11 protein-coding genes are annotated in these 14,033 nt (G+C 50.3%); 3 read left to right on the top strand and 8 right to left on the bottom strand.

Going from position 1 to position 14,033, the window contains the following annotated elements; all coding sequences use genetic code 11:
• Positions 1-25 precede the first annotated feature (25 nt).
• The 3 genes from FCL47_RS01395 to FCL47_RS01385 all read right to left on the bottom strand — a co-directional run bounded on the left by FCL47_RS01395 (position 26) and on the right by FCL47_RS01385 (position 4,345).
• Positions 26-1,393, bottom strand: coding sequence for a sigma-54 dependent transcriptional regulator (locus tag FCL47_RS01395; RefSeq protein WP_136811666.1), 1,368 nt, complete (start codon positions 1,391-1,393; stop codon positions 26-28).
• Between the two features lie 88 nt (positions 1,394-1,481).
• A complete protein-coding gene (locus tag FCL47_RS01390; protein WP_136811665.1) occupies positions 1,482-3,749 on the bottom strand; it encodes an ATP-binding protein in 2,268 nt (755 codons plus the stop codon).
• 8 nt (positions 3,750-3,757) lie between these two features.
• Positions 3,758-4,345 (bottom strand): DUF4390 domain-containing protein, encoded by a 588-nt coding sequence (locus tag FCL47_RS01385; protein ID WP_136811664.1) that lies wholly within the window; start codon positions 4,343-4,345, stop codon positions 3,758-3,760.
• Between the two features lie 378 nt (positions 4,346-4,723).
• Here FCL47_RS01385 and FCL47_RS01380 point away from each other — a divergent pair, with 378 nt between their 5' ends.
• Both FCL47_RS01380 and FCL47_RS01375 read left to right on the top strand, forming a co-directional pair.
• Entirely contained in the window at positions 4,724-5,113 is a 390-nt protein-coding gene (locus FCL47_RS01380) for a NifB/NifX family molybdenum-iron cluster-binding protein (protein ID WP_136811663.1), read from the top strand.
• A gap of 185 nt (positions 5,114-5,298) precedes the next feature.
• Positions 5,299-5,595, top strand: a complete 297-nt coding sequence (locus FCL47_RS01375; RefSeq protein ID WP_136811662.1) for a DUF134 domain-containing protein — start codon at positions 5,299-5,301, stop codon at positions 5,593-5,595.
• An 18-nt stretch (positions 5,596-5,613) separates the two neighbouring features.
• Here FCL47_RS01375 and FCL47_RS01370 read toward each other — a convergent pair whose 3' ends face one another.
• Positions 5,614-7,203: a peptide chain release factor 3 gene (locus tag FCL47_RS01370; RefSeq protein WP_136811661.1), complete on the bottom strand. Its 1,590-nt coding sequence runs from the start codon at positions 7,201-7,203 to the stop codon at positions 5,614-5,616.
• Between the two features lie 305 nt (positions 7,204-7,508).
• Here FCL47_RS01370 and FCL47_RS01365 point away from each other — a divergent pair, with 305 nt between their 5' ends.
• Complete coding sequence (locus FCL47_RS01365) at positions 7,509-8,744, top strand: isocitrate dehydrogenase (NADP(+)) (protein WP_136811660.1); 1,236 nt, start codon at positions 7,509-7,511, stop codon at positions 8,742-8,744.
• A gap of 63 nt (positions 8,745-8,807) precedes the next feature.
• Here the strand turns inward: FCL47_RS01365 and FCL47_RS01360 are convergent, their stop codons facing one another.
• From FCL47_RS01360 to FCL47_RS01345, 4 genes are all read right to left on the bottom strand, one after another.
• Entirely contained in the window at positions 8,808-9,230 is a 423-nt protein-coding gene (locus FCL47_RS01360; protein ID WP_136811659.1) for a DUF2231 domain-containing protein, read from the bottom strand.
• Positions 9,231-9,614: 384 nt separating this feature from the next.
• Positions 9,615-9,950: a cytochrome c gene (locus FCL47_RS01355; RefSeq protein ID WP_136811658.1), complete on the bottom strand. Its 336-nt coding sequence runs from the start codon at positions 9,948-9,950 to the stop codon at positions 9,615-9,617.
• Between the two features lie 211 nt (positions 9,951-10,161).
• Positions 10,162-11,397 (bottom strand): D-alanyl-D-alanine carboxypeptidase/D-alanyl-D-alanine-endopeptidase, encoded by a 1,236-nt coding sequence (locus FCL47_RS01350; RefSeq protein ID WP_136811657.1) that lies wholly within the window; start codon positions 11,395-11,397, stop codon positions 10,162-10,164.
• 19 nt (positions 11,398-11,416) lie between these two features.
• Positions 11,417-13,999: a TIGR03960 family B12-binding radical SAM protein gene (locus FCL47_RS01345; RefSeq protein WP_136811656.1), complete on the bottom strand. Its 2,583-nt coding sequence runs from the start codon at positions 13,997-13,999 to the stop codon at positions 11,417-11,419.
• Positions 14,000-14,033 lie beyond the last annotated feature (34 nt).

Here is a 14,033-nt window from a genome sequence, read left to right as displayed (position 1 = left end):
AGTCCCGCAAAGCTTTTTGGCGGGATTATTTTATAATTGCAAAGGATTTGAGTTTCTTGTGCAGGTGGCTCCTTTCCAGTCCCACCTGTTCAGCTGTTTTGGATATATTATTATCGTTTTGTAAAAGTTTTTGCTGCAGGTATTCTTTTTCAAACAGCCGTTTGGCCGTTTTGTAATCGGCTGACAAAAAAGGATCGATGCTGGCTGCATGACTGACAGCACTGCTGTTTTGTTCCGGGTTGAGAAACGACCGGACATGCGCCGCGGTGATTGTCGGTTCCTGGCACATGATCGCCAGCCGTTCGATGAAGTTTCGCAGTTCACGGACGTTGCCGGGCCAATGGTGCTCCCTCAGGGCCTGATAGGCATCGGCGCTGAAATCTTTCGGTTTCAGCCCTCGACTCACGAGAATTTTCATCAGCTCCCCGACCAGCAGGGGGATGTCCTGGATTCGATCGCACAGTTTCGGCACATGAATGGGCACCACATTCAGCCGCCAGAAGAGATCCGCGCGGAAATTGCCGGCCTCTATTTCTTCTTCAAGATTTTTATTGGTGGCCGCGAGGACCCGGACATTGACTTTAATCGTTTTATTGCCGCCGACCCTTTCAAATTTTTGTTCCTGCAGAATGCGCAGAATTTTGGACTGGGTGTTGAGGCTCATGTCACCGATCTCATCGAGGAAAAGAATGCCGCCGTCGGCCTGGTCGAATTTGCCCCGTTTGCTTACGTGGGCGCCGGTAAAGGAGCCTTTCTCATGACCAAAAAGTTCGGATTCGATCAGTTCTTCCGGGATGGCCGCGCAATTGACCTCGATCATCGGCTGCTCGCTCGAACGCGAGGCGCGATGGATGGATTGCGCTACCAGTTCTTTGCCGGTGCCGTGGTCGCCCCTGATCAGGACCCAGGCGTCGGTAGGGGCCACCATTTCAATCTGTTTTTTGAGAGCCTTGATGGCCGCCGATTCTCCGGTGAGAATCGGCTGCTGTTCCGAGCCCTGGCGCAGCAGGAGGTTTTCCTGTTCGAGCCTGGCAAAGCGCAGACCATTGGAGATGGCCAGGATTATTTTGTCATAGGAAAGGGGTTTTTCGACGAAGTCGAAGGCACCTTTACGGGTGGCCTGGACCGCAGTTTCGATGGTGCCGTGACCGGAAATCATAATAACCGGGATCCGGTGCCGCGCATGTATTTTCTCAAGAGCGGTCATGCCGTCCATATTGTCGCCCAGCCAGATATCGAGAAGGACAAGATCAATATTCATGGTATCGAGCAGTTCCAGCCCTTCCTCGGCGGAGGAAACCCCGGTGGCGGCAAACCCCTCGTCCTCAAGTATTCCGGTCAGCGTCTCGCGGATACTGAGTTCATCGTCGATTATGAGTATGCGTTTGCTCATTTTTCTTGTAACAGCTCCCTGTGCGGCGCAGAATCAGCATGATGAACGGTTGTCTCGGTGAGCCCTGTTGTTCCAGCCGGGTGCATAATTATTGCCTGTTAAGGAGAGGGAGCTCAATGATGAAAGTCGATCCGGTCGGTGTATTGTCCTGCACCCGGATATAACCGTTATGATCGGCGACAATTGTCGAGACGATAGCGAGGCCGAGCCCGGTGCCTGTCTTTTTGGTCGAAAAATAGGGTTCAAAAAGCTTCAGTTTATTTTCTTTGGAAATGCCCGGTCCGCTGTCGTGCACCTTGATAAAGACATTTTCCTGGTCCTGATCGAGGGAGAGGACGATGTCTATTGTACCGCCACCGGGTAAAACTGCAACTGCATTGTCCAGCAGGTTGATCAGACAACGTTTGATCTGTTCGGGGTCAAAACTGAATATCGGGATTGGCGTTTCCTCACAACAGGAAAAAGAGATGTTCTTATGTGCTTCCTGATAGAGAAACAGGGTGTTGTTGGCCAGGTGGGTCAGATTCGCCGGGGATTTATGGACCTTGGGCATTCGGGCAAACTGGGAAAATTCGCTGACCAGTCTTTTGAGCTCATCCACCTGGGTGATGATGGTGTTGGTGCACTGGTCGAAAATACTGTTTTCTTCATTGAGGATTTCCGGATAGCGGCGGCGAAGCCGCTGGGCGGAAAGCTGAATGGGTGTGAGCGGATTCTTTATTTCGTGGGCAATTCTTCTGGCCACTTCCCGCCAGGCCGCCATTCGCTGCATCTTTTCCAGCTTGGTGAGGTTGTCGAACACCAGGACAAAACCAACCGGTTTCCCCTCTTCATCTTTGAGCGGGGTGAAGTTGACCAGCAGGGAATAGTATTTGCCCAGCACGTTTAATTTTAAATGCTGCTCAACGGTGCTCTTGCCGGTTATCTGCAGTTCTTCGATAAAACCATTGATGATTGCTGCCTGATGGGATGACAGAACATCGCGAAAATTAAGGCCGACGAAATGCGATTTGTCGATATTGAGGAGTTTCTCGGCAAAACGGTTGATGGTGGTAATCTGGCCCTGTTCGTCAAGGGAGATAACCCCCGCCGATACATTTTGCAGGATGATTTCCGTATACCGCCTGCGCTGCTCAGATTCCTGAGAGCTTTTCTGTAAGGCGGTATGGGTTTCCGCCAGGCTTTTGTTGCTGGAGTTGAGATTGAGGGTCATCTGGTTGAACGAATCGACCAGCAGGCCCATTTCGTCTTTTGATTCCCGTTCCATGACAAACTCGAGATCACCGTCAGCCACTCTCCGGGTCGCCAGCACCAGTTTTTCCAGCGGGTCGGTTATGCCTCTTGAAATATAGAGGCCAAACCAGATTGCGGCAAAGATGACCAGCAGGGTAACAATGAGCAGAATGGTCAGCAGCCAGAATTTGAAAGGCTCCTTGAAATGTTTCAGCTTTCGGTAGCCTTCGATGCCCTGGGAAATGGTGGTCATTCGGGCAAGTTGCTCATTTTTCATCAAAAGAGAGGTGATGAGTACCGCTCGGCCGAATCCACTGCTGCCTAATTCCACCTCGGTGACGCAGTTGATCAGGTCCCCGGTTTTTATCTCTTGAATCAGAATCTCATGCCCTTCATTGTTGCGCACCCTGTTCAGGGTGGCTAAAGCGATCTGGGGAAGAATGATCCCGCGAAGCTGCGGCCCCTTCACGCTTATCTCGAGATTGCTGTCATTGGTAATGAGGGTCAAGCTGTCCGGACCGTTGATCGGATTAAAGGTGAGAAGATTTTCCAGTGTCTGGCTGATTGTCTCGGAGGTATAGGCCGCCACATTCAGGCCCTTCAGCCGCTCGGCAATACCTTTACTCATCAGGGTCACCTGATCTTCTTTTTCCCGAAGCAGGGATTGCGCGAGTTTGAGTGATTCGGTCAGAGAAGCTTCAATGCTCGCATTAAACCAGTAATCCATGCTGGTTGAAACAAACTGCAGCGCGACAAAAAAAAGCAGTATGGTCGGAATAAGGGTGAGGGAGAGAAAAGAGGCGATCAGTTTTGTCTTGAGCTTGTTGCCAAGGCGATTGACTCTTCGTTCAAATAACAGCTCTGCCAGGTTGCGCAAGACCAGGAAGAGCACGAACAAAACCAGCAGAACATTGATGTTGATGAGGGCAAAGATAAGGATACTGTTATTGACCGGTAAGTCCGCCTGACCCTTGAGCAGCTGGCTTTGCAGCCAGATAAAAAAGGGAATAAGCAGGAGGCAGATGATGATGACGCGGCGGATCAGTTTCTGCTTTTGCCGGATCTGTTTTTCCGTATAGGGCCTTTTGCTGCTCGGTTTGCCTCCGGGGAGAGTTTTTTCCATGGTCAAGGTTAGGAGGCCTGGTAGGTGAAGGTGATGGAGTGCCAGTCGGTTTTAACGTCCCACCAGGAGAGAAAGGGGAGGATGTTGTGCAGGCTGAGCGGGAGTGTTTTCTGGTAGAGTTCTGCCCTTATTCTCAGTGAATACCTGTTGTCCGGCAGGAGTTGTTTTAAATCGACAATTTTTACTCCGTTGATATCGTTGATGACCTTTTGCGCCTCAAACAGAGAGCGAAAGGAGAGCACCGTGTTATTGTCCTCCTCAAGGGTGACTTTATAGTTTTCTTTGAGGGTGTCAAAGGTCATTATATGCTGAAAAGTGCGGGTTGCGACGAGCTCTTTCGGCCATTTATCCGTTGCTTTGTAAAGCTCCACAAAAAAAGAGAAACGCAGTGCTATGCCGCTGTGCAGTATCTCTATCATCTCCGAGGTGAAGCTGTTTTCAAGGGTACCGAAGACGATGAGAGATTTCTCCGTGGTCGTCGCCGTCAATTCATCGATGGTTGCCTGCCGCTCGGCGTTGCCTTCAGTTCCGGCAACTGCCGGAACGATCATCAGGAAAATGAAAATGAGCTGATACAGTATACGCTTACCGTGCATGGTGCATTACTTTTTAGGAGAACGGGGTTGCCTAATGGAGGACGAATGCTGCAAAGCCTCCTGTCAATGGAAAAAATGTCATGTCGGCTTGAGTGGTCCTGGGGGCCTGACGCTGTTTTTTATTTCGGTTTTACCTTTTCAATGGTACAATTCCAAACTTAGTTGATGCTAATTTACTTGATCTTGTTCTGGATGTCTATTGCTTGTTCTCCACTTCCTGATCCATTTTCTGCAACGCTTTCATAGAGAATTTCGACATGGTTGCTTGACACCGGAGCGGGGATATTATATTGTGCATATGTTCAAAACGGTCAGGGCATCCCGTCCCGACCGGTTGTTGTTCAAGAGTAAAATTTCAAAAGAAAAGGATGAACTTACATGCGTATAGCAATTCCAACTGATTCTCCGGGTGGTCTTCAGGCTCAGCGCTCGGATCACTTCGGCCATTGTGATATCTTTACCTTGGTCGATATCGATGAAAAACAAATTATCAAAGATGTTACCACCATAAAAAACGGCGACCATGAAGCTGGAGGCTGCATGGTTCCGGTAAAAATTCTTCAGGATGCCGGCGCAGAAGCGATAATCGTCGGGGGAATGGGGGCAAGGCCAATGCGCGGTTTTGCCGATGCCGGCATTACTGTTTATTTTGCCGATCGCAACCGTCTGCAAACCGTGCAGGACGTCGTTAACGGTTTGACAACCGATTCCTTGCCGGTGATGCACGCAGATCAGGTCTGCAAAGGATCGGGGAACTGCCACCACTGATAGCGCAAACTTTTGCCTGTCAGCGATACAGGTCCTGGCCAGGAGATGCCGATTCTTTCAGCATCTCTTGGGCCTTGACCGGTAGAATTTTTTCTGTGTTTTTGTACTTAACAGCTGTCGTGTAACAGCGAATCCAATCAGGTAATAATCAACTGAGACACCTTTTGCGGGCAGAGTTAAACATTATGTCACCACGACCTAAAAAAATAAGAAATTGTCAGGGCAGGTTTTGCGGTCGAGCCTTTAAGCCGACGGGGACTCCTCTGACTGAACTCAAAAAGATCGAATTGCACCGGGATGAAATGGAGGCTCTGCGACTATGTGACGGGGAAGGGATGACCCAGGAGGAGGCTGGCCGGTGTATGGGCGTCTCCCGGGGAACCATTCAGCGAATCATTACCGTCGCCCGCAAAAAAACGGCAACGGCAGTGACTGCGGGGCACGCCCTGATCTTTGTCGACGAAGATGAGGCAAGTGAGTAAGTTTGACTGCAGGACGCGCTAGATGTTTTCTCTGGTTTTATCGAAGGTGATATTGGGCCATTTTTCCATGAAGTATTTCAGCATCCATTCATTTTGCGCGAGATAGGTGAGAAATCCTTCACCATCATAAGCCAGTGCGGACTGGTTCTTTCGTTCGAATTCAGCCAGAGCTTTCTTGTCATCGCAGCGGACCCACCGTGCCGCCTGAAAGTCCACCGGCTCGTAAATAGCCTTGACGCTGTATTCGTTGAGCAGCCTGGCCATGGTGACTTCAAATTGTAATACGCCAACGGCCCCCATAATATAGTCCGAACCGATCAGCGGACGAAACACCTGGATGGCTCCTTCTTCGGCAAGCTGCAGCAGACCTTTCTGCAGTTGTTTCAATTTTAACGGATCCTTGAGCAATACCCGTCGAAAATGTTCCGGGGCAAAATTGGGGATTCCAGTAAACTTGAGTACTTCCTTTGGCGTAAAGGTATCACCTATTTTAATTGTACCGTGGTTATGCAGGCCGATAATATCTCCGGGCCATGCCTCGTCGACGTTGGCTCGTTCCTGGGCCATGAAGATCGTCGCATTGGCCAGGTTTATATCCTTGCCCAGTCGATGGTGTCTTACTTTCATGCCGCGGGTGAATTGTCCGGAACAGATTCGGAAAAAAGCAATACGGTCCCGATGCGCCGGATTCATATTGGCCTGGATTTTGAAAACGAAGCCGGAAAAGTCCTCTTCGTCTGGTGCGACAAGGCGTGTCACCGTTTCGCGAGGGCCTGGCGGTGGAGCCATCTCGACAAAACAGTCGAGCAGTTCGCTGACACCGAAATTGTTGACGGCACTGCCGAAAAAGACCGGTGTCTGGCTGGCCTGCAAATAGTGTTCGTATTCAAATGGATTGGCGGCGCCGTCCAGCAGGTCGATATCTTCGCGAAGATCATCGGCCGCCTGTTTGCCGAGCAGCTGGTCTACCTGTGGATCATTCAGGTCTTCAATCAGAATCCCTTTGACGTTTCTGGTGTTCTGGCCGGGAGTGAAGAGGTGCAGGGTCTTTTTATAGAGATTATACACACCCTTGAAGGTCTTGCCCATGCCGATAGGCCAGGATAGGGGGGTACATTCTATCTGCAGCTTTTCTTCTATCTCGGCCATGATATCGAGAGGCGAAAGACCCTCACGATCCAGTTTATTGATAAAGGTCATGATCGGGGTGTTGCGCATCCGACACACTTCCATCAACTTTTCGGTTTGCGCCTCGACCCCTTTGGCATTATCTATAACCATGACCGCGGAATCAACGGCGGTCAGGACCCGGTAGGTGTCTTCGGAAAAATCCTGGTGGCCGGGAGTATCGAGGAGATTGACCTCGAAATCCCGATAGGTGAATTTCATCACTGAAGTGGTGACGGAGATACCCCGCTCCTGCTCGATAGCCATCCAGTCACTGGTCGCTTTGCGCTCGACTTTCCGGGATTTGACGGCACCTGCCATATTGATGGCACCACCGAAGAGCAGTAGCTTTTCCGTCAGGGTGGTTTTGCCGGCGTCTGGATGGCTGATGATGCCGAAGGTTCGTCGTTTGGCTATTTCCTGGGTGAGTTGTTTGCTCATAACATATGAAAAATTACTTAGGGTTGTAGTGACTTAGAAATTTTTTTCGTGAAGGAACGTATCCCGCGCTTTTCAGCGGGGAGAGAGTGATCCTGCTGTCGAAGAGGGCAGAGGCAAACTGTACAGTTTATGTCCTTTTCATAATAATGCAAACAGAAAACGAAAACATTAGGGAAATAAAATACGGCCCAGTCAGAACGGTGCGGGATACTGGCAACTTTTAACGAATGCCTGTATGATGGCGTCCATGTGTATGTAAAATGGTCCTCTTCCCCCTGTGTCAACTTTAACCGCATATTATAACTATGAAAAAAATTCATGTAGCCAATCCCGTCGTTGAGCTTGATGGCGACGAAATGACCCGCATTATCTGGCAGTTCATCAAGGATAAATTGATTTTGCCCTATCTCGATCTGGATATTCGATACTACGATCTCAGCATAGAAAAACGCGATGAAACAGAGGACCAGATTACTATCGATTCGGCCAATGCCATCAAAAAGTACGGGGTAGGTATTAAATGTGCCACTATTACCCCTGATGAAGCACGGGTGAAAGAATTCAAGCTGAAAAAAATGTATCTTTCGCCGAACGGCACTATCAGGAATATTCTTGGCGGGACGGTATTTCGTGAGCCGATCATGATCGGCAATATTCCGCGCCTGGTAACCACCTGGAAAAAACCGATCTGTATCGGGCGTCACGCCTTCGGCGATCAATACCGGGCGACCGATTTTGTCGTCAAAGAAAAAGGTAAATTGACCGTAACCTTTACCCCCGATTCGGGCGGCGAGGTACAGAGTTACAACGTATACGATTTTCAGGGCGGCGGGGTCGCTATGGCCATGTACAATACCGATGAGTCGATTTATGGCTTTGCCCATTCCTGCTTTAACCAGGCGCTGCACAAAAAATGGTCGCTCTACCTGTCCACCAAAAATACCATTCTTAAAAAATATGACGGCCGGTTTAAGGATATTTTTGCCGAAGTGTACCAGTCAACCTACAAAAAGCCGATGGACGCTCTCGGCATCAGCTATGAACATCGATTAATAGATGATATGGTTGCTGCCGTTCTCAAGTGGGAAGGGGGATTCGTCTGGGCCTGTAAAAACTACGACGGGGATGTTCAGTCGGACATCCTGGCCCAGGGTTTTGGCTCTCTTGGCCTGATGACCTCAACGCTGGTCACCCCCGATGGGAAAACCATGGAGTCCGAAGCCGCCCACGGTACCGTTACCCGGCACTATCGACAGCACCAGCAGGGCAAGTCGACATCGACCAATCCGATTGCCTCCATTTTTGCCTGGACCAGAGGGTTGGCCTTTCGGGGCGAACTGGATAACAATGCTGAACTGATTGCCTTCAGTGAAGCGTTGGAAGCGGTCTGTGTCGAAACGGTTGAGAGTGGCAAGATGACCAAAGACCTGGCACTGAGCATTCATGGCAAAAATATGCAGGCCAGCGATTATCTTACCACCGAGGAGTTTCTCGATGCTCTTGATGAAAATCTTCAGCAGAAACTAAGCAGCAACGGCTAAAAGAAGCCATCTTCCCGGCTTAATCTGCTATAGAAGCCGGGAAGAGAGAGTTTTTGCAGGTACTCAGCCGTACACCAGCGTCCCACCGCAGTATCCCAGGCCACCGGCACAGGCAAGACAGAGAAGATAGATCAGGAACATTTTGCCAGGCATGGCGCCTCTTTTTTTCAGGATGACGGCAAAAATCAGCAACTGGGTCAGAATTGCTGCCAGGACCATCTTGATGATGATATAGGTATTCCACTCTCCTTCCTGAAAATGCAGCCAGTCGAGAATACCGGCACTGATAACCGGCGGTATTGCCACCAGGGCAAAGACGGCACAGTAGTAAGCGGTCTGACCAAAATTTTTTTCTTTCCAGATGAGGCCGATAAGAGAAAAGACCACCATGCCGATTATCATTCCCATCGGTATATGGGTGAGCATCGGATGGAGAGGGTGACTGTAGCCGATTTTTGCCAGAAACGAATACAAATTTTCTACCATACGATTCTCCTTATGATTTCCTTATATTATAAGAGGGAAACTGCTCCTCTTTTCATGCTAATCATTGTCAGTAAAATCGGATAGGTTTTTTAGTGACTTAGAAATAATTTTCTTGCGCTGTTTGTAAGAAAATTATTTCGTGAAGGAACTTACCCCGCGAATCTTTTGGGCGGGGTTAGTGAGCAGCTATTAAACATCTTGCGCTGTTTGCAAGAAAATTATTTCGTGAAGGAACTTACCCCGCGAATCTTTTGGGCGGGGTTAGTGAGCAGCTATTAAACATCTTGCGCTGTTTGCAAGAAAATTATTTCGTGAAGGAACTTACCCCCGCAATGCACGGGGACTGAAAAAAGCCCCGCGAATCTTCTGGGCGGGGTTATTTCTCTATTGATCTGTTTTCGGCGTGATCGATTGCAGGTAGGCATATATATCTGCGGCATCCTGTTTGGACACTTTTTCTTCGGGGAAGGGCGGCATAATCGGGGCATCTGTTGTCCTTAATTTTCGCACGAAACTGCCGAAGTTCATGTCGATTCCGGCAATATTCACTGCTCTTCCATCATTGCCATGCGGACCGTGGCACGAAGAGCAGTTGTTCATCAAATACCATCTTTTGCCATCTGCGGGATTTCCCGGAGGGGCACTGCACCCGGCGGAGAAGACAAGACCGAGAAAAAGAAGCCCTATGGCTGCCGTGCGCGGGTTTAATGTGGGTAACATTCCAGTCTCCTTAAGCTGTTCATTCAGATACGTTAAACGGATTCTAATCCCGGTAAATGTCAAGAAAACCGGGTGCTCTCTTCAGTACTCGCTTGCCGGGTGCTCTCTTCAGTACTCGCTTGCCGGGTAGCTTTTTTCAGTCCCGTGCCGTGCGGGGTCAGTACCTTAGAGATTATCTTCTTGCAAAAAAACAAAAAAAATCCATCAGGTACTAATGGCTGCCCTGTTGACTGACTGCGGCATGCAAAATTTCAAGGACCCGGGATCTGTTGTTGTTCGGCTGATTAAGCAGGATGGCAAAAGGTATTAAATCGTCTCCCTTGGGAAAATAGCCGGCATAACAGTATATATCTTTCATGGTCCCGCTTTTGAGCAGAATGTCGTTCTGTCGCTTGAGCAGTGTACTATAGGGCTTGAAAAGATCAAGGATTGCAAGAAGCGCTGCAGGGCTCATTCTGTTTTGTCTTGAGAGTCCTGAGCCCTCTTTCACGATGATTTTATCGGGACCAAGCTGTAAGGTTTTTTGGGTGAAAGCGGCAAAAACCTGCCGGGATTTTTCCCAGGTCGCCGGAAGTCCATATGTTTTAACGCCACAGGCCAGGAAAATCTGGTTGGCGATGAAGTTATTGGAATTTTTCAAACATACTCTGATTATTTCCTCAAGCGATTTTTCGCCGCGGTGTATATAGATCGGCTGCAGGTTGGGCGGAACCGGTTTGATGTTATATCCGGGGACGGTTATGCCGGCCTCTCTGAGGAGAACCACAAACAGCTCTCCGGTGTAGCGCAGAGCAGGCGTGCGCTGCCCCTCAGACAAGAGGGTGTTGACATTGATACGATGCATCCCTGGAGCAAGTTGTTTTGCCGCCTGCGCCATCAGGGGGATGACCGGCGTCTGCGGTTCGCCCGAGGTAATGGTTTGGTCTCTTGCTATCTTTATCGGCAGGGCGTTGAAATTTACCACCAGGGCGCCGTTGGGCGCATCATAGGGATTATCGGAGTTCTCCTCTGCCGCAGTTTCTCCTTTTAAGGCAAAGCTGCTCGTATCGAGATACACTGCCGCCAGGCTGCGGATGCCCATCCCCGCAAGAGTATGGCCTATTTCACGAACAACCTCAGAGGTCAGCAGGGGATCCCCGTAGCCCTTTATATAGAGATTGTTTTTCTTGTCGAGAAAGAAATGCGTCTCGAAGCGGTATTCCCTGCCAAGATTTTTCAGACCAACGAGGCAGGTAAGAATTTTGAGCGTGGAGGCGGGAATAAAAAGATTCTGCTCCTTGAATTTGAGAAAAGTGGTGCCGCCGTGGACGATGTAGCCGCCGTTATCGATAATTCGCTCGATTTCGGAGGTCGCACCGGCGCGAAATGGTTCAAGCAGCAGCATCAGTCCAAGCAGGCAGCAGCAGAGTCTTTTGCCGGAGATCTTTTTTTGTGCAGAATGCATCATCTGAGTTTTTCAATCATGGTTATGATTTTTTTGCATCCAGAGAATGCCAGCCGGTTTTAACAATTCTCGTCTGCAGGCTGCGTTCATGGTCCAGATCGAGTATCTGGGTCAGCGCTTCCAGAGGTTTGATGCCGGGTTCAGCGCTGGCCGAGACCATTTCCATCTGCACAATCTCGGCGTCGCCATCGATTTCGAGAGAAAATGTGGTAATCAGCGGCCGGATATCAATCTGGCTGGTTTTGCCCTTTCTGGTCTTCCCTATGATGAAACTGTCGCTGGCGACAAATTCTTCTGCCTTTCTTCTTTCCGTTTCGGTCATTTTTGTCGGCAGAGTAAGACTATAGGTAATACCGATTTTCTGGGGAACCTTGCCGGAATGGAGTTCAATCCCGGTTACCCTTAAGCCGGGGATGAGTTTGTCATTGATTCTGTTCATAATCGCCTGCATATCCCCAAGAGGTGCGGGAAGGTCCATAATGATAAACTCGGCAAGGCTCTCTGTGCCGACCGGCAGGGCCGGCCCAAAGGAGATTTTCGGGGACGGATTAAATCCCTGGCTGAAGTTGGTGACAATTGAGGCACGACGGAGGGTGCGAAAGATAATCTGCAATATCTCCAGATGGCCGAGAAAACAGACCTCGCCGGTTCGGGCATAATGCACCATATATTTGAAATGTCCGGAGTCGGCTGCGCCGGCAACCTGGCGTTGTACTTTGTCGGCCGATTGCTCTGCAACAGATGACAACGGTGCAGCCTCTGCCGTGTTATCTGGCCGATTATAGACAATGGGCATAAGTGTTTTAAAATCACAGAGGCCGCATTTCTGGCAGGCATGGTAGCGGCAGTCAGGGGTGTAGATTTCGTCTTGTGCTTTGGCCAGTTGGTCCTGCAGGAATTGCCGGTCGACACCCGTCTGCAGATGCTGCCATGGCAGGATCTCGTCCATGGTCCTGGCTCTCAGAAAATCGTCAAGGTTCAGGGCGCACAGCTCTGCCGCCTTCTGCCAGCGTGTCAGGTCAAAATGCTCATCCCACCCGTCAAGACGGGCACCAGCCTGCCAGGCGAGTTCCATGAGCTTGGCAAGGCGCCGGTCGCCGCGGGAGAAGACCCCTTCCAGGTAACTGATTTGCGGGCTATGGTAGCGAAAATTGCATCCCTTTGTCGGTAGGCCGTTTTGTAACCGACGAATGTGCTGAGTGCTCTCTTCCACGCTCAGCTGCCTCTCCCATTGGAAGGGGGTATGCGGTTTGGGCACAAAGGTACCGACGCTGACGGTAATCTGTTTTTTGCCTTTACCGGGGCGCCCGCCACCTTGCACGGCCATGGCTTTGCGTACCAGCTGGATGATTGCATCGATATCCTGGTCTGTTTCAGTTGGCAGACCGATCATGAAATAGAACTTGATGACCCGCCAGCCAAGAGCGAAGGCCTCCTCACAGGTGGCGATGAGATCGTCTTCGGTGATGCCCTTATTGATGACCCGTCGCAGTCGTTCGCTGCCTGCTTCCGGTGCAAGCGTGAAGCCGGTTTTTCGAACCCTTTTTACCTGTTCCATAATCTTCGGGGTCAGTGTTCCCACTCGCATGGAAGGCATGGCCACCGAAACGAACCGGTCGGCAAAGCTGTCCATCAGCTGCGGAAGGGTCTGTTCCAGGCAGGAATAGTCGCCGGTGGATAATGACAGCAGGGCCAGTTCCTCAAATCCTGAAGCAGCCAGACCATCTTTAGCCAGTTCCATTATTTTTTCAGGCTTGCGCTCCCGCACTGGCCGGTAGGTAATCCCAGCCTGGCAGAAACGGCAGCCTCTGGTACAGCCTCGTGCTACTTCGATACCCAGCCGGTCGTGAACGATTTTGGCATTCGGTACCAGCGGACGTTTGAGGTGATCAATCTGGTTGAGATCGTGGAGAATTCTACGGGAAATGTGATCCTTATTGCCGCCTATTCGGTGCATGGTCAGCACTTTTCCATCCGGGCTGTATTCCGGGTCGAAATGCGCCGGAATATATACCCCGTCAATTTCGGCAAGCAGATCGAGCAGATCTTTTCTGGCCAGCTGGTCGTTTTTATGTGCCGCCAGCAACTCGGCGATGTCGATGATTGCCTCCTCGCCGTCACCGAGGAGAATAGCATCAAAAAAATCGGCCACCGGCTCGGGATTGAGTGAACATGCACCTCCGCCCAGAAGCAGCGGAAACGAACTGTCCCTGTCTCGGGAGTACAGGGGGATCCGGGCCAGGTCGAGAATCGTCAGGATATTGGTATAGCAGAGCTCGTAGGGCAGGGTGATGCCCAGGATATCGAAATCGGTAAGCGGACGGGCCGATTCAAGGCTGGTCAGGACTGTTTTTTTCTGGCGCAGCATGTTTTCCAGATCGATATCCGGACAATAACATCTGTCGGCCAGAAACTCTTCTCGATCGTTTAATAAGTGGTAAAGAATCTGCAGCCCCTGATGGGACATGCCTATCTCGTAAAGATCGGGAAAAATCAGGGCAAAACGGATTTGGGCCGATTGCCAGTCCTTGCCGACGGCGTTGTATTCATGGCCAAGGTAACGGCCGGGACGATTGATAGAAGAGAGAATTGTTCGATCTGTCATGAGAAATCCATAGAAAATTGCCAGAGAGGAATCT

Source organism: Desulfopila sp. IMCC35006, from assembly GCF_005116645.1.
Lineage (GTDB): Bacteria > Desulfobacterota > Desulfobulbia > Desulfobulbales > Desulfocapsaceae > Desulforhopalus_A.
This window is presented reverse-complemented; position numbering and strand designations above follow the sequence as displayed.